At 70.6% G+C, this 18,700-nt stretch carries 20 protein-coding genes and 1 pseudogene; 15 read left to right on the top strand and 6 right to left on the bottom strand.

Features of this window, described 5'->3' with window-relative positions:
* Positions 1-86 precede the first annotated feature (86 nt).
* Positions 87-1,706: a fatty-acid--CoA ligase FadD8 gene (gene fadD8 / locus A5764_RS13040; RefSeq protein WP_369807315.1), complete on the top strand. Its 1,620-nt coding sequence runs from the start codon at positions 87-89 to the stop codon at positions 1,704-1,706.
* Between the two features lie 14 nt (positions 1,707-1,720).
* Here the strand turns inward: fadD8 and A5764_RS13035 are convergent, their stop codons facing one another.
* Positions 1,721-2,272 carry a TetR/AcrR family transcriptional regulator gene (locus A5764_RS13035; protein ID WP_067113919.1) on the bottom strand — a complete coding sequence of 184 codons (552 nt, stop codon included), beginning with the start codon at positions 2,270-2,272 and terminating at the stop codon, positions 1,721-1,723.
* An 82-nt stretch (positions 2,273-2,354) separates the two neighbouring features.
* On the opposite strand from A5764_RS13035, the gene A5764_RS13030 reads away from it, so the two are divergent.
* The 12 genes from A5764_RS13030 to A5764_RS12975 all read left to right on the top strand — a co-directional run bounded on the left by A5764_RS13030 (position 2,355) and on the right by A5764_RS12975 (position 11,718).
* Entirely contained in the window at positions 2,355-3,293 is a 939-nt protein-coding gene (locus A5764_RS13030; protein WP_067113918.1) for an aldo/keto reductase, read from the top strand.
* A complete protein-coding gene (locus A5764_RS13025; RefSeq protein ID WP_067113917.1) occupies positions 3,262-3,735 on the top strand; it encodes a nitroreductase family deazaflavin-dependent oxidoreductase in 474 nt (157 codons plus the stop codon). The genes A5764_RS13030 and A5764_RS13025 overlap by 32 nt, the downstream gene beginning before the upstream one ends.
* Positions 3,736-3,739: 4 nt before the next feature.
* Positions 3,740-4,432 (top strand): hypothetical protein, encoded by a 693-nt coding sequence (locus A5764_RS13020; RefSeq protein ID WP_067113916.1) that lies wholly within the window; start codon positions 3,740-3,742, stop codon positions 4,430-4,432.
* A complete protein-coding gene (locus tag A5764_RS13015; protein WP_067113915.1) occupies positions 4,429-5,331 on the top strand; it encodes a 1,4-dihydroxy-2-naphthoyl-CoA synthase in 903 nt (300 codons plus the stop codon). The genes A5764_RS13020 and A5764_RS13015 overlap by 4 nt, the downstream gene beginning before the upstream one ends.
* A 32-nt stretch (positions 5,332-5,363) precedes the next feature.
* Positions 5,364-6,260 (top strand): SDR family oxidoreductase, encoded by an 897-nt coding sequence (locus A5764_RS13010; RefSeq protein ID WP_067113914.1) that lies wholly within the window; start codon positions 5,364-5,366, stop codon positions 6,258-6,260.
* Positions 6,261-6,266: 6 nt separating this feature from the next.
* On the top strand, positions 6,267-6,749 hold the full coding sequence (locus A5764_RS13005; RefSeq protein WP_231989695.1) for a maleylpyruvate isomerase family mycothiol-dependent enzyme: 483 nt from the start codon (positions 6,267-6,269) through the stop codon (positions 6,747-6,749).
* Positions 6,750-6,762: 13 nt separating this feature from the next.
* Positions 6,763-7,170, top strand: a complete 408-nt coding sequence (locus tag A5764_RS13000; protein WP_067113913.1) for a VOC family protein — start codon at positions 6,763-6,765, stop codon at positions 7,168-7,170.
* A 97-nt stretch (positions 7,171-7,267) separates the two neighbouring features.
* Positions 7,268-8,521: an inorganic phosphate transporter gene (locus A5764_RS12995; RefSeq protein WP_067113912.1), complete on the top strand. Its 1,254-nt coding sequence runs from the start codon at positions 7,268-7,270 to the stop codon at positions 8,519-8,521.
* Positions 8,518-8,817 (top strand): hypothetical protein, encoded by a 300-nt coding sequence (locus tag A5764_RS12990; protein WP_067113911.1) that lies wholly within the window; start codon positions 8,518-8,520, stop codon positions 8,815-8,817. The genes A5764_RS12995 and A5764_RS12990 overlap by 4 nt, the downstream gene beginning before the upstream one ends.
* 53 nt (positions 8,818-8,870) lie before the next feature.
* Entirely contained in the window at positions 8,871-9,173 is a 303-nt protein-coding gene (locus A5764_RS12985; protein WP_067113910.1) for a DUF3349 domain-containing protein, read from the top strand.
* A gap of 68 nt (positions 9,174-9,241) precedes the next feature.
* Positions 9,242-10,354 carry an o-succinylbenzoate--CoA ligase gene (gene menE / locus A5764_RS12980; protein ID WP_231989698.1) on the top strand — a complete coding sequence of 371 codons (1,113 nt, stop codon included), beginning with the start codon at positions 9,242-9,244 and terminating at the stop codon, positions 10,352-10,354.
* An 11-nt stretch (positions 10,355-10,365) separates the two neighbouring features.
* Entirely contained in the window at positions 10,366-11,718 is a 1,353-nt protein-coding gene (locus A5764_RS12975; RefSeq protein WP_067113939.1) for a hypothetical protein, read from the top strand.
* 7 nt (positions 11,719-11,725) lie between these two features.
* On the opposite strand, the gene A5764_RS12970 is transcribed toward A5764_RS12975, so the two are convergent.
* From A5764_RS12970 to A5764_RS12960, 3 genes are read right to left on the bottom strand one after another with little or no spacing between them, the layout of a single operon-like run.
* Complete coding sequence (locus tag A5764_RS12970) at positions 11,726-12,397, bottom strand: DUF2064 domain-containing protein (protein WP_067113909.1); 672 nt, start codon at positions 12,395-12,397, stop codon at positions 11,726-11,728.
* Entirely contained in the window at positions 12,394-13,050 is a 657-nt protein-coding gene (locus A5764_RS12965) for a glycosyltransferase family 2 protein (RefSeq protein WP_067113908.1), read from the bottom strand. The genes A5764_RS12970 and A5764_RS12965 overlap by 4 nt, the downstream gene beginning before the upstream one ends.
* A gap of 14 nt (positions 13,051-13,064) precedes the next feature.
* Positions 13,065-14,744 carry a hypothetical protein gene (locus tag A5764_RS12960; protein ID WP_067113907.1) on the bottom strand — a complete coding sequence of 560 codons (1,680 nt, stop codon included), beginning with the start codon at positions 14,742-14,744 and terminating at the stop codon, positions 13,065-13,067.
* Positions 14,745-15,132: 388 nt separating this feature from the next.
* Between A5764_RS12960 and A5764_RS12955 the strand changes: the two genes are divergently transcribed.
* Positions 15,133-16,686, top strand: coding sequence for a hypothetical protein (locus A5764_RS12955; RefSeq protein ID WP_231989697.1), 1,554 nt, complete (start codon positions 15,133-15,135; stop codon positions 16,684-16,686).
* A 6-nt stretch (positions 16,687-16,692) separates the two neighbouring features.
* Here A5764_RS12955 and A5764_RS12950 read toward each other — a convergent pair whose 3' ends face one another.
* Complete coding sequence (locus A5764_RS12950) at positions 16,693-17,730, bottom strand: NAD-dependent epimerase/dehydratase family protein (RefSeq protein ID WP_067113905.1); 1,038 nt, start codon at positions 17,728-17,730, stop codon at positions 16,693-16,695.
* Positions 17,727-18,521, bottom strand: coding sequence for an S-methyl-5'-thioadenosine phosphorylase (locus A5764_RS12945; protein ID WP_067113904.1), 795 nt, complete (start codon positions 18,519-18,521; stop codon positions 17,727-17,729). The genes A5764_RS12950 and A5764_RS12945 overlap by 4 nt, the downstream gene beginning before the upstream one ends.
* Positions 18,522-18,537: 16 nt before the next feature.
* Between A5764_RS12945 and A5764_RS30060 the strand changes: the two are divergent.
* A pseudogene (locus tag A5764_RS30060) lies at positions 18,538-18,700 on the top strand (hypothetical protein); the annotation flags it as partial.

The following is an 18,700-nucleotide window of genomic DNA, read 5'->3' as shown; positions in this document are numbered from 1 at the left end:
GTTGCCGAGGGTGCGGCTGACCCGAATTGCAACACGTTCTAGTCTTGCCCCATGAGTCGCGCTGGCGACGATGCAGAGCAGAAGCGATGAGGAGGAGCGGCGCTATGAGTGACGAGCTGTTGCGCAACCCGACCCATAACGGCCACATGCTGGTGGGCGCGCTCAAGCGCCACAAGAACAAACCGGTGCTCTTCCTCGGCGACACCACGCTGACCGGCGGTCAGATGGCCGACAAGATCAGCCAGTACATCCAGGCGTTCGAGGCGGTGGGCGCGGGCACCGGCGCCGCCGTCGGGCTGCTGTCGCTCAACCGCCCCGAGGTGCTGATGATCATCGGCGCCGGGCAGACCCAGGGTTATCGGCGCACCGCGTTGCACCCGCTCGGCTCGCTGGACGATCACGCCTACGTGCTGTCGGACGCCGGCATCAGTTCGCTGATCATCGACCCCAACCCGATGTTCGTCGAGCGGGCGCTGGGGCTGCTGGAGAAGGTGCCGTCGCTCAACCAGATCCTGACCATCGGTCCGGTGCCCGAGGCGCTGCGCGGTGTCGCCGTCGACCTGTCGGCCGAGGCGGACAAGTACGCGCCGCGGCCGCTGACTGCCCGCGACCTGCCTCCGGATCAGATCATCGGGCTGACCTACACCGGCGGCACCACCGGCAAGCCCAAGGGCGTGATGGGCACCGCGCAGTCGATCTCGACCATGACGATGATCCAGCTCGCCGAATGGGAATGGCCCGAGGAGCCGCGGTTTTTGATGATCACGCCGCTGTCCCACGCCGGGGCCGCGTATTTCCTCCCCACCCTGGTCAAGGGCGGCCAAATGTACGTGCTGCCCAAGTTCGATCCCGCCGAGGTCCTGAAAACCATTGAGGAGAAACGGATCACGGCCACGTTCGTGGTGCCGTCGATGCTGTACGCGCTCATGGACCACCCCGATTCACACACCCGGGACCTGTCGTCGCTGGAGACCGTGTATTACGGCGCGTCGGCGATCAACCCGGTACGGCTGGCCGAGGCGATCAGCCGGTTCGGCAAGATCTTCGCCCAGAACTACGGGCAGTCCGAGGCGCCGATGGCCATCACCTACCTGGCCAAGGGCGACCACGACGAGAAGCGGCTGACCTCGTGCGGGCGTCCGACGCTGTTCGCCCGCGTCGCGCTGCTGGGCGAGGACGGCAATCCGGTGCCGCAGGGCGAGCCGGGCGAAATCTGTGTCGGCGGGCCGCTTTTGGCCGGTGGGTACTGGAACTTACCCGACGAGACCTCCCGAACTTTCAAAGACGGCTGGCTGCACACCGGCGACATGGCCCGCGAGGACGAGGACGGCTTCTACTACATCGTCGACCGGGTCAAGGACATGATCGTCACCGGCGGCTTCAACGTGTTCCCGCGGGAAGTCGAAGACGTCGTCGCCGAGCATCCGGCCGTCGCCCAGGTGTGCGTGGTCGGGGCGCCGGACGACAAATGGGGCGAGGCCGTCACCGCGGTGGTGGTGCTGCGCGCCGACGCGCCCCGCGACGAGGCCGCGATCGACGCGATGACCGCCGAGATCCAGTCCGCGGTCAAGGAGCGCAAGGGCTCGGTGCAGTCGCCCAAGCGGGTGGTGGTCGTCGACTCGCTGCCCGTGACCGGGCTGGGCAAGCCGGACAAGAAGGCCGTCCGGGCGCAGTTCTGGGAGGGCGCGAGCCGCGCCGTGGGCTAGCGCACTCGGCAGGCTCAGGTCGCGGCTATCCCCGCGACAAGCAGGTCCAACATGCGGCCCGTCTGCTCCGGTGAACCGCTGACCAAAAAGATGCCGATCAGGCTGGACACCACATCATCGGCGTGGACGTCGGCACGCAGGGTCCCGTCGTCGGCGCCGGCGCGCACCAGCGTGTCGACCGCGCCGACGATGCTGTCGCGCGTGTGGCTGGGCTGCATGGCGCCGGAGGCGAACATCGCGTGCAACGACTCCGCCATCCCGCGCTTGGCGGCCACGAAGCTCGCGTAGCGGTCCATCCAGCGGCGCAGGGCGATCTTGGGCGGGTAGCGCTTGAGCAGCTGCTCGGCCGCCGCGGCCACTTCGGCGAGCTCGGCCCGGTAGATCGCCTCGACGAGGGCCTCCCTGTTGGGGAAATGGCGGTAGAGCGTACCGATCCCGACGCCGGCGTCGCGCGCGATCGACTCGAGCGAGACCGGTCGCCCCTCTGCGGTGGCGAACGCCGCGGTTGCCACCTCGAGCAGCCTCTCGCGGTTCCGGCGCGCGTCGGACCGACGTGATTCCACCAAACCGGAGGTGCCTCCGTTCCTGCTATGCTCGGACAAGCGGAGGGTCCTCCGCATTCCCCCAGTGTGTCAGACGGGAGCACCCATGACGAAGCAAAACCCCGGCGGTATCGGGAGCATCGGCGCGGCCGGAGCGCCCACGGTCGCCCGCATGGGCTATGGCGCCATGCAGTTGTTCGAGGCCACCTCCGCCGAGGATGCGGCTGCGGTGCTGCGTCGCGCGGTCGAGCTCGGTGTCAACCACATCGACACCGCGTCGTTTTATGGCCCCGGCGAAGTGAACCGCCGGATCCGCGCGGCGCTGGCCCCCTACCCCGAAGACCTCGTCATCGTCAGCAAGGTCGGTGCGCGATACACCGGCGAAGCACCCATTCCCCTGGCCCCGGCGCAACGACCCGACGAGCTGCGCGCCGCCGTCGAAGACGACCTGCGCCAACTCGGGCTCGACTGCGTGCCGGTGGTCAATCTGCGGCGCATGGACCTGGGGCCCGGCGTGCAGCTCGAGGGAGACCAGGTCGTCGACGTCGACGACCAGCTCGCCGAGATGATCGCGCTGCGCGACGAGGGCAAGATCGGCGCGATCGGCATCAGCAGCGTGCCGCTCGACGTCGTGCGGCGGGCGCTGCCCGCCGGGATCGTCTGCGTGCAGAACGCCTACAGTCTGCTCGACCGCTCACAGGAAGCCACGCTCGACCTGTGCAAGGCTCAGGGCGGGCAAGGACTAGCCTGGGTGCCGTACTTCCCGTTGGGATCGGCCTTTCCCGGGTCGCCCAAGGTCGCCGACAATGCGGTGGTGCGCGCCGTCGCCGGCGAAATCGGCTGCACGCCAGCCCAAGTCGGGCTGGCGTGGCTGCTGGCCCACGCGCCGAACACGCTGCTGATTCCCGGCACCCGATCCATCGCACACCTCGAGGAGAACCTCGGCGCCGCGAAGGTCACACTGAGCGCGGACGCGATCGCGCGCCTGGACGCCATCGGCTCGGCGGCGGGCCATGACTACTCTGTCACGCGTGGGCATCAGTGATCGGATCAGGCCGCCGTGGTGGCTGAAACCGGCCAACAAGGTCTTCATCCAGATGTCGCGGCTGGGAATGAGTTTCGGCGGCGAGAGCCCGGCGGTGCTGACGGTGCGAGGCCGCAAGTCCGGCCGGGAACGGTCGACGCCGGTCACCCCGATGACGGTCGAGGATAAACAGTACGTCGTGGCCGGCTTTCCGGGCGCCGACTGGGTGGCCAACGTCCGCGCCGCCGGCCAGGTCACCCTGGCCCGCGGCCGCCGCGCAAACACGGTGCGGATGGTGGAGCTGTCGCCGGACGACGCGCGGCCGATTCTGCGGGCCTTTCCGGCCGAGGTGCCCACGGGCGTCGGTTTCATGAAGCGGGCGGGACTCGTCATCGAGGGGCACCCTGAGGAGTTCGAAGCCCTGGCCGGCCGCTGCGCGGTGTTCCGGCTGGAGCCGGTGTAGCCCGATGCGACGCGTGCTGCTGGTGTCCCTCTTGCTCACGGTATGCCTGGGCGTCCCGGCGGGGCGGTCTTTCGCCGCGTCGGGCTGCGCGCCCGGCGGCGCTCCTCCCCCGACCGGCTCGGCCACCCGCAAGGTCAACGATCTCGACTGGGACGGCCAGCCGGACACCTTGTGGTTGGGGCAGATTCGCGAAGGCGACGGCCGCACCGACCGTGTCGTCGGCGTCACGACGGCCAGCGGCGCCAACTCCGACGTGCAGGTCACCTCGGCAAGCCCAATTCCATTGGCCGCCTTGGCCATTGACGCCCAGCAGGATGGCCAGCACCAGATCATCGTCAGTGACGGCCGCGGCGCGCACCTCTACGTGTTCGCCAACTGCCGGCTACAGACCGTCGCCGACAACCAGGGCGCCCCGTTCCTGTTCGACCTGCAGAACCTGCGCGACAACGGCACCGGGATCGGCTGCAGCGACCTCGGCCCGCCATCGACCGGCCGGCACCTGGTCGGGCTGCAGGCCTTGAACAACGGCCAGTGGACCGTCCGCCGCACCGAGATCGACCTGAACGGCGCGCTGGCGACCATCGGAGCGTCCGACACCGTGGCGGCCGCCTCCGCCCAGGATCCCGCCGTGACCTCCGCGCAGACGATCAGCTGCGGCGACCTCACCATGAGCAAGGACGGAGTTCAACAGCCTTGAGCGACAACCCATTCGATGCGCAGGCGTGGCGAGGAGTCGACGGCTTCGGCGAGCTGACCGACATCACCTATCACCGCCACGTCTCCGACGCCACGGTTCGGGTGGCGTTCAACCGGCCCGAGGTGCGCAACGCGTTTCGGCCCCACACCGTCGACGAGCTGTACACCGTGCTCGACCACGCCCGGATGTCGCCCGACGTGGGCGTGGTGCTGCTGACCGGCAACGGCCCGTCGGCGAAGGACGGCGGCTGGGCGTTTTGCTCCGGAGGCGATCAGCGCATCCGCGGCCGCTCGGGCTATCAATACGCCAGCGGAGAAACCGCGGACACGGTCGATGTGGCCCGGGCGGGCCGGTTGCACATCCTCGAGGTGCAGCGGCTGATCCGGTTCATGCCCAAGGTGGTCATCTGCCTGGTCAACGGGTGGGCCGCCGGCGGCGGGCACAGCCTGCACGTGGTCTGCGACCTCACCCTGGCCAGCCGCGAGCACGCCCGCTTCAAGCAGACCGACGCCGACGTCGGCAGCTTCGACGGCGGTTACGGCAGCGCGTATCTGGCCCGTCAGGTCGGCCAGAAGTTCGCCCGCGAAATCTTCTTCCTGGGCCGCACCTACAGCGCCGAGCAGATGCACCGGATGGGCGCGGTCAACGAGGTGGTCGACCACGCGGAGCTGGAGCGCGTCGGGATCCAGTGGGCGGCCGAGATCAACGCCAAATCCCCTCAGGCGCAACGGATGCTGAAGTTTGCGTTCAACCTGCTCGACGACGGGCTGGTGGGTCAGCAGCTGTTCGCCGGTGAGGCCACCCGCCTCGCGTACATGACCGACGAGGCCGTCGAGGGCCGCGACGCGTTCCTGGAGAAGCGCGCCCCGGACTGGAGCCGGTTCCCGCGCTATTTCTGAACTCCTCGCGGGCCCGCCTAGACTCGCCACCTGTGACCAAGAGCCCCCTTCGCCGGTTCACCGACCAGATCGTGCTGGCGACCATGCGACCACCCGCGTCGCCGCAGGTGCTGGTCAACCGGCCCGCGATCAAACCCGTCGACCTCGACGGCAAGCGCATCCTGCTCACCGGAGCGTCGTCGGGCATCGGTGAGGCCGGGGCCGAACAACTGGCCCGCAGAGGCGCCACCGTGGTCGTCGTCGCCCGCCGCGGCGACCTGCTCGACTCGCTGGCCGACCGGATCCAAACGGCGGGCGGCAACGCGATCGCGATGCCCTGCGACGTGTCGGACATGGACGCCGTCGACGCGCTGGTCGCCGACGTCGAAAAGCGCATCGGCGGGGTCGACATCCTGATCAACAACGCCGGCCGGTCCATCCGCCGGCCGCTGGCCGAGTCGCTGGAACGCTGGCATGACGTCGAGCGGACCATCGTGCTCAACTACTACGCGCCGCTGCGGCTGATCCGCGGGTTCGCGCCGGGAATGCTCGACCGCGGCGACGGCCACATCATCAACGTCTCGACCTGGGGCGTGCTGTCGGAGGCGTCGCCACTGTTCTCCGTGTACAACGCGTCCAAGGCGGCGCTGTCGGCGGTGAGCCGGGTCGTCGAGACCGAGTGGGGCCGCCGGGGCGTGCATTCGACCACCCTCTACTACCCGCTGGTGGCCACGCCGATGATCGCGCCGACGAAGGCCTACCAGGGCATGCCCGCGCTGACGTCGGAAGAGGCAGCCGAGTGGATGATCACCGCGGCCCGCACCCGGCCGGTGCGGATCGCGCCGCGGATGGCGATCGCGGCGAAGGCGCTGGACACCTTCGGCCCCCGGTGGGTCAATACCCTGATGCAGCGGCAGAACTTCCAACCCAACCACGACGGCGGTGCCTGAACCCCTTTGGGAGGTTGCTGGTCCGATCTCTGGGCCACCATTGCGACCGAGCGCGGGGCGCTTGCCAACGACCTCGCCGACCTGACGCCGGCGCAGTGGGAGACGCCGTCGCTCTGCACGGGCTGGACCGTCCGCGACGTCGTCGCGCACCTGTCGGCGACCTCCTCGCTGAACCCGGCCACGTTCCTTTTCAATATGGCCTTCAATATGGCCGAGGCTGGGTTCAAATTCGACAAATTCACCAGCGACCAGATTGCCAGCGACCAGATTGCCGCGCACCGCGGCGCCGACCGGGCCGCCACTCTCAGCGAATTCCGCGGCCTGCAGAATTCCACCTCCGCGCCGCCGGGACCCAAACCTCGTGGCTGGGTGCCCGTTGCTGTCGCTGTTGCTGGCCATGACCGGCCGGGCCGGCGCATGCGACGACCTCGCCGGCCCCGGGGTGCCGACGCTTCGCGGGCGCTGCGCCCCGACGCACTAGCGACGTGATAGACACGACCCTATGGAGATCCTGGCCAGCCGGATGTTGCTGCGGCCGGCGGACTATCAGCGGTCGTTGAGCTTCTACCGCGACGAGATCGGCCTGGCCATCGCCCGCGAATATGGCGCAGGCACAGTACTTTTTGCCGGCCAGTCGTTGCTGGAGCTGGCCGGTTACGGCTCGCCCGACCACTCCCGGGGCCCCTTCCCCGGGGCGCTGTGGCTCCAGGTCCGCGACGTCGAGGCCACCCAGGCCGAGCTGCAGGCCCGGGGTGTGCCGATCGCCCGCGAGGCGCGCCGCGAACCGTGGGGCCTGCACGAGATGCATGTGATCGATCCCGACGGAATCACACTGATCTTCGTCGAGATCCCCGGCGATCACCCGTTACGCCGCGACACCCGCGGCGAACGGGGAGAAACGCCCGGTTAACTAAGAGCTAACATCTGACGACAAGTCAAGGTACACCTGCGTTTCAGCTATCTCTCCGTTCGACAATTTAATCCCCCAACGACCAGAATCAGGCGCTGTGAACATCGATTTGTTCCTCTTGATCATCGTCGTAATCACGGCACTCGCTTTCGATTTCACCAACGGCTTCCACGACACCGGCAACGCGATGGCAACGTCCATCGCCAGTGGCGCCCTGGCGCCCAAGGCCGCCGTGGCTCTGTCGGCGGTGCTCAATCTGATCGGTGCCTTCATGTCCACCGCCGTCGCGGCCACGATCGCCAAAGGTCTGATCGACGGGCATATCGTGACCCTCGAACTGGTCTTCGCCGGCCTGGTCGGCGGCATCGTGTGGAACCTGCTGACCTGGCTCCTCGGCATCCCCTCGAGCTCGTCGCACGCGCTGATCGGCGGCATCGTCGGTGCGACGATCGCCGCCGTCGGCGCGCACGGGGTGATCTGGAAGGGCCTGGTGTCCCATGTGTTGATTCCGGCCGTCGTCGCCGCGATCCTGGCCATCTTGGTCGGGGCCATCGCGACCTGGCTGGTCTACCGGATCACCCGGGGCGTGGGGACCGAGCGCACCGAGGCCGGGTTCCGCTACGGCCAGTGGGGTTCGGCGTCGCTGGTCTCCCTGGCGCACGGCACCGGCGACGCGCAGAAGACGATGGGCATCATCTTCCTGGCGCTGATGTCCTACGGGGCGATCAGCAAGAGCGCCGCGGCGCCGCCGCTGTGGGTCATCGTCTGTTGCGCCCTGGCGATGGCGGCGGGCACCTACCTGGGCGGCTGGCGGATCATCCGCACCCTGGGCAAGGGGCTGGTCGAGATCAAGTCGCCGCAGGGCATGGCCGCCGAATCTTCCTCGGCCGCAGTCATTCTGCTATCCACCCACTTCGGCTACGCGCTGTCGACCACGCAGGTCTGCACGGGTTCGGTGATGGGCAGCGGGCTGGGCAAGCCAGGCGGCGAGGTTCGTTGGGGCGTGGCCGGCCGGATGGTGACCGCGTGGCTCGTGACGCTTCCGTTGGCCGGGCTGGTCGGGGCGGTCACCTACTGGATCGTGCACCTCATCGGCGGCTACCCGGGCGCGATCATCGGCTTCGGGCTACTGGTCGCGGTTTCTACCGCCATCTACATCCGGTCGCGCAGGGTCAAGGTCGACGCCAAGAACGTCAACGCCGAATGGGAAGGCAGCCTCACCGCCGGTCTCGACGAGGACCAGCACAAGCCGCCCTCCGATACGGGACCCAAGGTCGGAACCGGGGCGAGTTCCCGGCCCGGCTCCGGCCCCGATTCCCAAGACACGGTGAGCGCGAGGAACCCCTCATGAGCCACTTCTCCGACTGGTTCAACTACCAAGCGTCCCTGAAGATCTTGGTCTTCAGCATGCTGGCCGGTGCCGCACTGCCGGGAATCTTCGCCCTCGGGCTCCGGTTCCACGCCGTCGGCACAGGAGAGGTCAGCCCCGACGGGAGCACACCGCACAAGAATCCCGCGCTGCTGGCGGTCGCGTGGACAATCTATGCGGTGGTGGTCGCGGTGATCCTCTTCGCCCTGCTGTACGTCGCCCGCGACTTCATCGCACACCAGGTCGGCCAGCCATTCCTCGGCGCCAAACCCAAGTAGGATCGAATCGTCGTCCGCCCAGCCGAACCCGTGTGCGGGGGAGGGAAAGCTAAGTGAACGGATTCCTGAGTTCGATCGTCTCGTGGCTGCGCGCGGGATACCCGGAGGGCGTCCCGCCCACCGATACCTTCGCCGTGCTCGCCCTGCTGACCCGCCGGCTGGGCAATGACGAGGTCAAGGCCGTGGCGTGTGACCTGATGGAGCGCGGCGAATTCGACAACATCGACATCGGCGTGGCAATCACCCAGCTCACCGATGAGCTGCCGTCGCCGGAAGACGTCGAGCGCGTGCGGGAGCGATTGGCCGCCAAGGGCTGGCCGTTCGATGAGCCGGACGGCGCCGAGGACCGCGCATAGCCGTCCTGCGTGCCCTCAGGGTCGCATCGGGCTCCGCTGTGCCAGTGCTGATGCCCGCGCTGCAGCGGGTGCTGGACGGCCGCGATCCGGCGCTGGTCGCGCTACCGGCCGGCGACGACCGCGTCTCGCAGGCGATGCGGGTGGGCCTGCGGGTGGGCTCCCAGATTGACGACGACGTGGCCCTGGTGGCAGTGACTTCGGGGACGTCGGGAACCACCGGTCCCCCCAAGGGCGCCCTGCTGACCGCCGTGGCGCTGACCGCCAGCGCGTCGGCCACCCACGACCGGCTCGGCGGATCCGGCGGCTGGCTGCTGGCCTTGCCGCCGTATCACATCGCCGGCCTGCAGGTGCTAGTGCGCAGCCTGCTGGCCGGTTTCGCGCCGGTCGAGCTGGACGTCTCCGCCGGGTTCGACGTCACCGAATTGCCCACGGCGGTAAGGCGATTGGGCTCGGGGCGGCGATACACCTCGCTGGTCGCCGCCCAGCTGGCCAAGGCGCTCGCCGACCCGGCGGCCGTGGCCGCGCTCGCCGAGCTGGACGCGGTGCTGCTCGGCGGCGGACCGGCCCCGCGGCCGATCCTGGAAGCCGCGGCGGTCGCGGGCGTCACGGTGGTCCGCACCTATGGCATGAGCGAGACGGCGGGCGGCTGCGTGTACGACGGGGTGCCGCTCGACGGGGTGCGGCTGCGGGTGGACGCCGACGGGCGCATCGTCATCGGTGGCGCGACGCTGGCCAAGGGATACCGCAACCCGGTCGACCCCGACCCGTTCGCCGAGGCGGGCTGGTTTCGCAGCGACGACCTGGGCGCCCTCGACGAGGACGGTGTGCTGACCGTGCTGGGCCGCGCCGACGACGCGATCAGCACGGGCGGGTTGACCGTGCTGCCGCAGCCCGTCGAGGCCGCGCTGTGCGGCCATCCCGCCGTCGGTGACTGCGCGGTGTTCGGGCTTGCCGACGAGCGGCTGGGACAGCGAGTGGTCGCCGTGATCGTGCTGCGCGACGGGTGCCAACCGCCGACGTTGGAGGCGCTGCGGACCCAGGTGGCCGGCACGCTGGACGCCACCGCAGCGCCGCGCGAGCTGCACATCGTCGAGGCGCTGCCGCGGCGCGGCATCGGCAAGGTCGACCGGGCGGCGTTGGTGCGGCGGTTCGGCGGCAGGGACCATCGCGTCGGTCAATAGGCTGAGTGACCGTGACGAGGGCGCGGCGGGAGCTACTGGCTGTCGCGGTCGGGGTCGCGCTGGTGGCGGCGGCGTTCGTGCTGCCGCATCTGAACCTGGGGGTCAGGCCGCGGCTGGACATCGGCGCTCAGCGGCTCGCCACGCACGCCGGGTCGGACCCGATCTTCGGGGCGTGGGAGGTGCACGCCAGCTGGGGAAGCGGGCCGGCACTCCTGATCGCGGCGGCCGTGGTGGTGTGGGGACCGGCTGTGGCGCAACGTCTTTCGTGGCGGACGCTGACGCTGGGCACCTGGGTCACCGCGTGTGGGTGGGCGTTCGCCCTGGCGATGATCGACGGCTGGCAGCGCGGTTTCGCCGGGCGGCTGACCACCCGGGACGAGTACCTGTCCCAGGTGCCGACGATCACCGACATCCCGGCCGCGGTCCGCACGTTCGCCGGCCGGATCGTCGACTACCAGCCGAACTCCTGGACCACCCACGTCTCCGGGCATCCGCCGGGCGCGCTGCTGACATTCGTCTGGCTGGACCGGATCGGCCTGCACGGCGGCGCGTGGGCCGGCCTGCTGTGCCTGCTGGCGGGCTCCAGCGCTGCGGCCGCCGTGGTGATCGCCGTGCGCGCCCTGGTCGACGAGCAGACCGCCCGCCGGGCCGCGCCGTTCGTCGCGGTGGCGCCGACGGCGATCTGGGTCGCCGTGTCGGCCGACGGCTACTTCGCCGGGGTCGCGACGTGGGGCATCGCACTGCTGGCCGTGGCGGTGCACCGGGCCGTCCGTTTCCCGGCGCTGCTTGCCGCGGGCGCCGGGCTGCTGCTGGGCTGGGCGGTGTTCCTCAGCTACGGCCTGATCCTGCTGGGCATGCCGGCGCTGGCGGTGCTGGTGAGCGCCTCCGATTGGCGGGCGGTACTGCGTGCGCTCGGCCCGGCGGCCCTGGCCGCACTAGCCGTGGCGGTGGCGTTCGCCGTTGCCGGCTTCTACTGGTTCGACGGCTATGCCTTTGTGCAGCAACGTTATTGGCAGGGTATCGCCAAATACCGGCCGTTCCAGTATTGGAGCTGGGCCAACCTGGCGTCCGTGGTGTGCGCGATCGGGCTCGGCAGCGTCGCGGGAGTCAGCCGTGTCTTTGATAAAGCCGCCATCCGCCGCCGCTCCGGCTTCCACCTGGTGTTGCTGGCCATGCTGGGCGCCATCGCCTGCGCCGACTTGAGCATGCTGAGCAAGGCCGAGGTGGAGCGGATCTGGCTGCCGTTCACGATCTGGCTCACCGCGGCGCCCGCCCTGCTGCCGGTGCGCTCGCACCGGTGCTGGCTGGCCGTCAACGCCGCCGGCGCGCTGCTGGTGAACACCGTGATGGTCACCCACTGGTAGCCGGGCGTCAGAGGCCGACCGCGCGGGTGACCCGGGCGAATCGGCTGGCGGGCGCGCAGGCCTCCCGCACGGCGGCCACGTCGGCGGCGACGTCGACGTCGGCCAGCGGCTGCACCGGTGTCACGTCAATCCCGTTGTCGCGCAATGCCTTCAACGTCAGCTCGCCGGTGTCGGGTTGCGACATCGGGACGGTGCGCAGGCATTCGGCCATGGCCGGCTCCGCCACCCCGAGCACCCACCAGCCGCCGTCGTGGGCCAACCCCAGCACGGCCGGCGCGTCGAGCAGCCGCCGCGCGCAATCCGAGAGGACCGCGGCGGTGACCTGTGGGGTGTCCATGCCGATCTGCAGGACCGGATAGCCGGCCGAACCTTTACCGGAGTCGGCGTGGGCGTTGGCGAGCCGGTCGGCGAAGCCGTCCCCGCGCTGCGGGATGACGGTGAACGACTCGAGCCGCCGCCGAATCTCGGCGGCGCCCGCCGCGGCGTCCAGGTCACCGGTGAGGGCCACCACGCGCTCCGCGACCGGCGCGGCGGCCACCGCATCGAGCGTGTCCAGCAGCGCGGCGGCGGCGATGTCGGCGGCGACCCGGTCACCGACGGCCGCCGCGAGCCGCGTCTTGGCCCGGCCGGGCTCGGGCGCCTTGGCGACCACCAGCACCGTCACCGGCAGGACCCTCACGAGATCACCTTCCAGAAGTCGAGGATCGCGGTGATGCTGCCGCGCAGCGACCCGCTGACCTTCGACTTGCCGCCGGTGCGGGGACCGTAACTGACGTCGAGCTCGACCACGCGCCAGCCGGCGGCGGCCGCCCGCACCAGCAATTCCAGCGGGTAGCCCGATCGCCGGTCGGCGACGCCGAGGTCCAGCAGGGCCTGGCGCCGGGCCACCCGCATCGGCGCGATGTCGTGCACCGGCAGACCGTGGCGCGTGCGCAGCCGCCAGCTCATCACCACGGTGCCCACCCGGGCGACCCAGGGCCAATGCAGCCCGGGTACCGGTCGGCGCCGCCCGATCGCCAGATCGGCGCCCAGGTGCAACGCCGCAACCAGCCGGGGCAGATCCCGGGGATCCATCGAGCCGTCCGCGTCGATGACGGCCACGACCGGCGTCGTCGCGGCCACCACCCCGGCGTGCACCGCCGATCCGTACCCGGGCCGTGGTTCGGCGACCACCTGGGCGCCGTGTCGCGATGCCACCCCGGCGGTGTCGTCGGTGCTGTTGTTGTCCACCACCAGCGCCCGGTAGCCGCCGGGTATGGCGGCCAGCACCGCCGGCAGCGACTCCTCCTCGTTGAGGCAGGGCAGCACCACCGTGACCGCGTCCTCGGGCATGGACTCGCCCGCGATCAGTGATGGGTGGGGGGCGGCGTCACCGGCTGGTGTGGTGTTACCGGCTGCGGGGTCGCCGGCTGTGGCGTCACCGGCTGCTGCGTATGCGGCTGAGTCGGAATCGTTTGTGGCGCCTGCGTCTGCGTGTGCGGCGCAACGGTGGTCGTCTGCGTCACCGTGGAGGGCGCCTTCGTGGTCGGCGCCACGGTGGTGGTCGAGGGCGGCTGAGTCGTGGTCGGCGGCGTCGTGGTGGTCGGCGGCGTCGGCGTGGCGGCGGGCGGTGTCGTGGTCGTCGTCGGCGGTGTCGTGGTCGTGGTCGTCGGCGTAGTGGTGGTGAGCGTCGTGGTGGTGGGCGTCGTGGTCGTCGGCCCAAGCGGCGGCGTATACGGGGGCTGCCAGCCCGGATACGGAATGATGATCGGAACGGGGATCGGCACATTCGGGTTCGGGTTCGGCACGAATCCCGGCGTTCCCGGCGTTTCGGGTCCGACCGGGGCGGCCGGCCCCCCACCGGAGCCCGGCGAAACTACCTGGGCGGGAAGGTAACCATTGGCGTCCGGAACGACGCCCCCCTGGAATCCGGCGAAGGGCTGATCCGGCGGAGGCGGTGGCACCGGCGCCTGCTGCTGCGTGGGCAACAGCGGCATGAACTTGCCCGGGGCGGCGTTCTGGTGTCCGACCACCGGCTGTTGACTCGCGGTCGGCCTGACGGCGATGGCCACCGCGGCGGCCAGGGACGCGAATGCGACGACGGCGAACGCGATGACGGCGTTGCCGAGCAGCAAGGATCGCCGGCTGAGCCGCGCCGGCCCGGTTCCCGCTTCTTCGTCGTCGTCGTAGTCGTCCTCATCGAATTCGGGGCCGTACTCGTCGGCGTACGGCTGCCCCTCGGCGGCCTGCGAGTACGCCAGCTGCGGTTCGTCCGCAGCGGCACCGGCCGCCGGGGCGAACGCCGTCTCGTCGCCGGTGAGCCTGGCCACCGGGGAGAACCCGGTCGCGGCTCCGGCGAACCCGGCCGCCGGGGCCATCGCGGTCGCGTCCGGGCCCCCTGCCATCGACGGCGCGGCGGCCAGCGCTGCGCCCCGGGCCAGCGCAAAGGTGGGGTCGTCGGGAATCTCCACCCGCATGGTCGACGCGTCGCGAAGCTGGTCGGCGACCTGGGTGAGGTCCGACGACGCGCCCACCAGGTAAAGGTCGTGCGGGGCGTTGGGTTGGTCGGTGAGCCGGGCCATCATGGTGTCCAGCGCGGCGGTGGCGTCGCCGCCCGAGCCGCCGCCGAGAGGTTCCCTGGCCAGCATGGTCGGCGGCGCGTCCGCGTCCTCGACCAGCGACAGTGAGGCCGTCTCGTCGTTGACCACCAGCACGCCGCCCGCCCGGCCCGCGGCCCGCATCAGCGCCGTCACCGCCTGCGACTCCGACAGCACCCCGACGTCGTGGACACCGGAATCTTCCAGCGCCTGGCGGAGCCGGTCGGCCTGAGCATCGTCGTCCCAGCACAGCCGGGTCGCGACCAGTCGATGGTTCTCGTCAGCCAGCAGGCGATTTGTGCCGACAACGGTGTCGGTCAGCGTGCCGATCGGGTGGTCAGCCAGGTCGACGCTGGATTGGTCGATCACCTCGGCGCCCCGCGCGCCCGATCCGACAAGCGCCAAGCGGGCAACGGGGCCGGTAACCGCGACCCCCAGTACGACGTCCATCCCGCACTCCTTCGGCTGGCTACCCCACCACCAGCATCTCCCGCATCATTACACTGCGATAGCGTCGGCAGTAACAGTCATTCGGTCGACAACGTTCGCCGATGCGCCGCAGAACCCCTTTTCGACACTGCCGCGTCGTCCGAACGGAGATTATGTTTCCAAGTAAGCAACGAAGGCGGCGCGGCAGGGGGTTCCCCGGCCCCGTCACCGAAGCTGCGGAGCCAGTAACCGTCCTCGATACCCGGGGGGAACCGTGAGTCAGAGCAGCGACGACGCGCCTACCGGGCCCATCCGCGGGCAGACGCAGCAAACGGCTCCGGGCGGCGCCGGCCGCCGCCCCGGGGCCGCGGCCCCGCCGGGTGCCGGGGGGCCGACACGGCGGCGGAGCATCGCCGCCGACCTGACCGCGGCGGCCCTGCTCGTCATCGCGTTGATGCTGCCGTGGAACCTGTACGTCGGGATGGGCATCCTCGGCAGCAGCAAGACGGTGTTGGCGTTGATGTTCGTCGCGACCCTGCTGTCCCTCATCTCGATCGTGCTGGCCGGCTCCTGGCGGACGTCGAGCGGGCGGTTGAACCCCGCGCTGGCGGGGCGGCTTCGGTTGTGGCTCAACGTCCCCTACGCGGTGCTGGTGCTGGGCTTCGTGGTGTTCGACGTGGTCGAAACCGTCCGGTTCGGCGGCGCCGTGAACGTGCCGGGCGGCGTCGGGCCGGGGGCGTGGCTGGGTATCGCCGGCTCCCTGCTGAGCGCGCAACCGGTGATCACCGGTCCGGCGGCCGAGGGTGAGAGCTTCAGGTCCGCCCGGATCATCGGCTACGCGTCGATGGCGGGCGCCGCGCTGAGCTTCGTGTTCAACCTGTTTTGGCGGGTGCGCTACGCGCTGCACGGCGACTTCGGCAAGCAAAACATCGCGGTCATCGCGACGGCGGTGGTGTACGGCGCCGTGGCGCTGGTCGCCGTCCTGGTCGGGTCCCGTTGGCTGCTGCGCAACACCAGGGCCTCGCGGCTGGCGACCGTGGCGCTGGGCGTGTCGACTCTGATCGCCGGGACCCTGGTCTGGGCCCTGCCCATCGGCCGCGACATCGACGCGTTCCACGGCATAGCGCAGAACACCTCGACGGCAGGGGTCGGGTTCGAGGGCTACCTGGCGTGGGCGGCGGCGGCGGCGATCTTCGCGCCCCGCGCCCTGCTGGCCCGTCGCGACGCGTCGACGACGGAGGAAAACGCCTGGCGCGCGGCCGCCCGAAATGGCTTGCTGCTCATCACCATCTGGTGCCTGGGGTCGATGCTCATGCGCATCACCGACCTCGTCGTGGCCGTGAGCCTGAACTACCCGTTCTCCCGATACGACACCGTCGTGCTGGCCGCCTTCGACCTGGCCACCGCGGTGCTCGCCATCTGGCTGCGCATCAACCTGGCCAACGACGCCGTCTCGGCGCGGCTGATCTCGTCGCTGTGCGGGCTCGTCGCCACCCTGAGCATCACGCGCGTCGTCGTCGGGGTCGCGCTGGCGCCACGGTTCGCCGAATCGCCCAACGCGCCCGCGCCGAACCCCGTCTACGGAAACAACCTCGCCCAGCAGATCACCAGCACCTTCGACGTGGCGCTGTGCGTGCTGGCGCTGTGCATCCTCGCGGCGGCGATCGTCACCGGCCAGCTCAGCAGCCGGCGCCGGCGACGGCAACGCCGCCGCGCCGCCCACACGCGCGCCAGCGGGCCTCAGCCCGGTGCCGCGCCGACGACGCGCATCCCCGTCGGCCACGCCGGCCCTCCGTCGTCCGCGGAGACCACCCGCATCCCGGCCGGTGACGACATGGAGGCGCCGACCGGCGTGATACCGCAGCTTGCCGGTTCTCCCCGCATCTTCCGGGGAGACGATTCCGCCACCTCGGAGATCCCCGTGCACCGGCCCCGGATCTTCCGGCCGTCGCAGGACCCGTAGAACGAGCTAACGCAACGGCGCGAAGGCGAATTCGCGCAGGCCCTGGCGCGGTTCGATGGCCGCGCGGAACCCCAACTCCTCGGCGGCGCGGGTGGGATCGGCGACGATGTGGCGCACGTCGCCGCTGCGGTACTGGCCGGTGACCACCGGCGAAGCGGAGCCCCCGCGCGCCTCGCACAGCGCGCCGGCCACCTCCAGGATCGAGATCGGCCGTCCGGAGCAGACATTGAACGCGGTGAAGCCGTCTCGCTCGGTCACTGACGACGCAGCGGCGAGGTTGGCGGCGGCCACGTCGTCGACGTGGACGAAGTCGCGCATCTGCCTACCGTCCTCGAAAACCCTTGGCGGCTGACCCTTTTCCAGTGCCGAGCGGAAGATCGCCGCCACCCCGGAGTACGGGGTGTCGCGCGGCATGCCGGGGCCGTAGACGTTGTGGTAGCGCAGCGCCACCACCGAGCCGCCCGTCGCCTCCGACCACGCCAGCGCGTAATGCTCCTGCGCGGTCTTGCTGGCCGCGTACAGGCTGCGCGGGCGCAGCGCGGCGTCCTCGCCGACCAATCGCCATGCCAGGTCGAGACCACAGGCCGGACAACGGTTTTCGAAGATGCCGGCGTCGAGGTCGACGCGCCGCCGCGCCGGCGGGTCGACGAGCCCGTGGTCGGGGCAGGCGTAGTGGCCCTGCCCGTAGACCACCATCGACGACGCCAGCACCAGCCGGCGCACCCCGGCGGCGAACATGCGCGCCAGCAACACCGTCGTCCCGAAGTCGTTGTGGCCGCCGTAGGCGGGCGCGTCGGCGGCGTCGACCCCGGCGCCCACCATCGCCGCCTGGTGACACACGAGGTCCACACCGTCCAGCAGCGGGGCCAGCGCCTCGCCGTCGCGGACGTCGACGTGGTGACATCCCGGCGGCAACACCGCGTCGGGGCCGTGTGCGGCGGGCAGCAGCGCGTCGACGGCGACCACGTCGTGACCGGCCGCCCGCAGCGCCGCGTCCACGCGCGACCCGATGAAACCGGCCGCCCCGGTGAGCAGCACCCTCATGGCAGCTGCATCGGCAGCGTGACGCCGGTGTGCGGCTGGCAGTGCCTGCACGCGTTCTCGGCGGCGACCCGGCCGATCGCCGCACGCACCAGCTCTTTGAACGGCTCGATGTTCTTTTCGAATTCGGCGAATACCTCGACGGCCGTGACGCCCTCGCCGGCCCGCACCCCGGCGTCCAGGTCGGTCACCAAAGCGATTGCGGCATAGCATATCTCGAGCTCACGGGCGAGCACGGCCTCCGGGTAGCCGGTCATGTTGACCAGAGAAAACCCGGCCGAGGCGAACCAGCGGCTTTCGGCGCGGGTGGAAAACCGCGGCCCCTGGATCACCACCATGGTGGCGCCGTCGACGACGCCGGGCAGTCCGGTGGCCGCGGCCCGCAGGGTCGGGCAGTACGGGTCGGCGAAGTCGACGTGGATGCCGCCGGAGTCGAAGTAGGTGTCGGCGCGGCCGGTGGTGCGATCGACCAGCTGATCGGGCACCACCACCGCTCCCGGACCGTTGTCGGGGTTCAGGCTGCCGACCGCGCACGGCGCGAAGACGCGCCGCACGCCGAGCTTGCGCAGCGCCCACATGTTGGCCCGGTACGGCACGGTGTGCGCCGAGAATTGGTGGGCCGCGCCGTGCCGGGGCAGGAAGGCCACCTCGTGTTCGGCGACGGCGCCCACCGTGACCGGGGCGCTGGGCGGCCCGTACGGGGTCTCCACGTCGATGCTGCGGGTGTCGGACTCGAAGAACGTGTAAAAGCCGCTGCCGCCGATGACTCCAAGCACCCGCCCATTGTGGTGCATAGGGCAGGATGCCCTGGTGGCCAGTTTCGCGCAGTGGATCTCGGGGGCGCGGCCGCGCACACTGCCCAACGCGGTGGCGCCGGTGGTCGCCGGCACCGGCGCGGGGGGGGGGGGGGGGGGCGCGGGGGGGGGGGGGGGGGGGGGGGGGGGGGGGGGGGGGGGGGGGGGGGGGGGGGGGG

The sequence above is a fragment of the Mycobacterium sp. 852002-51057_SCH5723018 genome (assembly GCF_001667035.1).
GTDB lineage: Bacteria > Actinomycetota > Actinomycetes > Mycobacteriales > Mycobacteriaceae > Mycobacterium.
This window is presented reverse-complemented; position numbering and strand designations above follow the sequence as displayed.

What these genes read in the sequence shown, in the direction of transcription:
- A5764_RS13000 (WP_067113913.1), top strand. Translation starts at nt 6,763, where the DNA reads ATGGAGATCCTGGCCAGCCGGATGTTGCTGCGGCCGGCGGACTATCAG.
- A5764_RS12960 (WP_067113907.1), bottom strand. Translation starts at nt 14,744, where the DNA reads ATGGACGTCGTACTGGGGGTCGCGGTTACCGGCCCCGTTGCCCGCTTG.
- A5764_RS12990 (WP_067113911.1), top strand. Translation starts at nt 8,518, where the DNA reads ATGAGCCACTTCTCCGACTGGTTCAACTACCAAGCGTCCCTGAAGATC.
- fadD8 (WP_369807315.1), top strand. Translation starts at nt 87, where the DNA reads ATGAGGAGGAGCGGCGCTATGAGTGACGAGCTGTTGCGCAACCCGACC.
- A5764_RS12965 (WP_067113908.1), bottom strand. Translation starts at nt 13,050, where the DNA reads ATGCCCGAGGACGCGGTCACGGTGGTGCTGCCCTGCCTCAACGAGGAG.
- A5764_RS13025 (WP_067113917.1), top strand. Translation starts at nt 3,262, where the DNA reads ATGACTACTCTGTCACGCGTGGGCATCAGTGATCGGATCAGGCCGCCG.
- A5764_RS13020 (WP_067113916.1), top strand. Translation starts at nt 3,740, where the DNA reads ATGCGACGCGTGCTGCTGGTGTCCCTCTTGCTCACGGTATGCCTGGGC.
- A5764_RS13030 (WP_067113918.1), top strand. Translation starts at nt 2,355, where the DNA reads ATGACGAAGCAAAACCCCGGCGGTATCGGGAGCATCGGCGCGGCCGGA.
- A5764_RS12945 (WP_067113904.1), bottom strand. Translation starts at nt 18,521, where the DNA reads ATGCACCACAATGGGCGGGTGCTTGGAGTCATCGGCGGCAGCGGCTTT.
- A5764_RS12950 (WP_067113905.1), bottom strand. Translation starts at nt 17,730, where the DNA reads ATGAGGGTGCTGCTCACCGGGGCGGCCGGTTTCATCGGGTCGCGCGTG.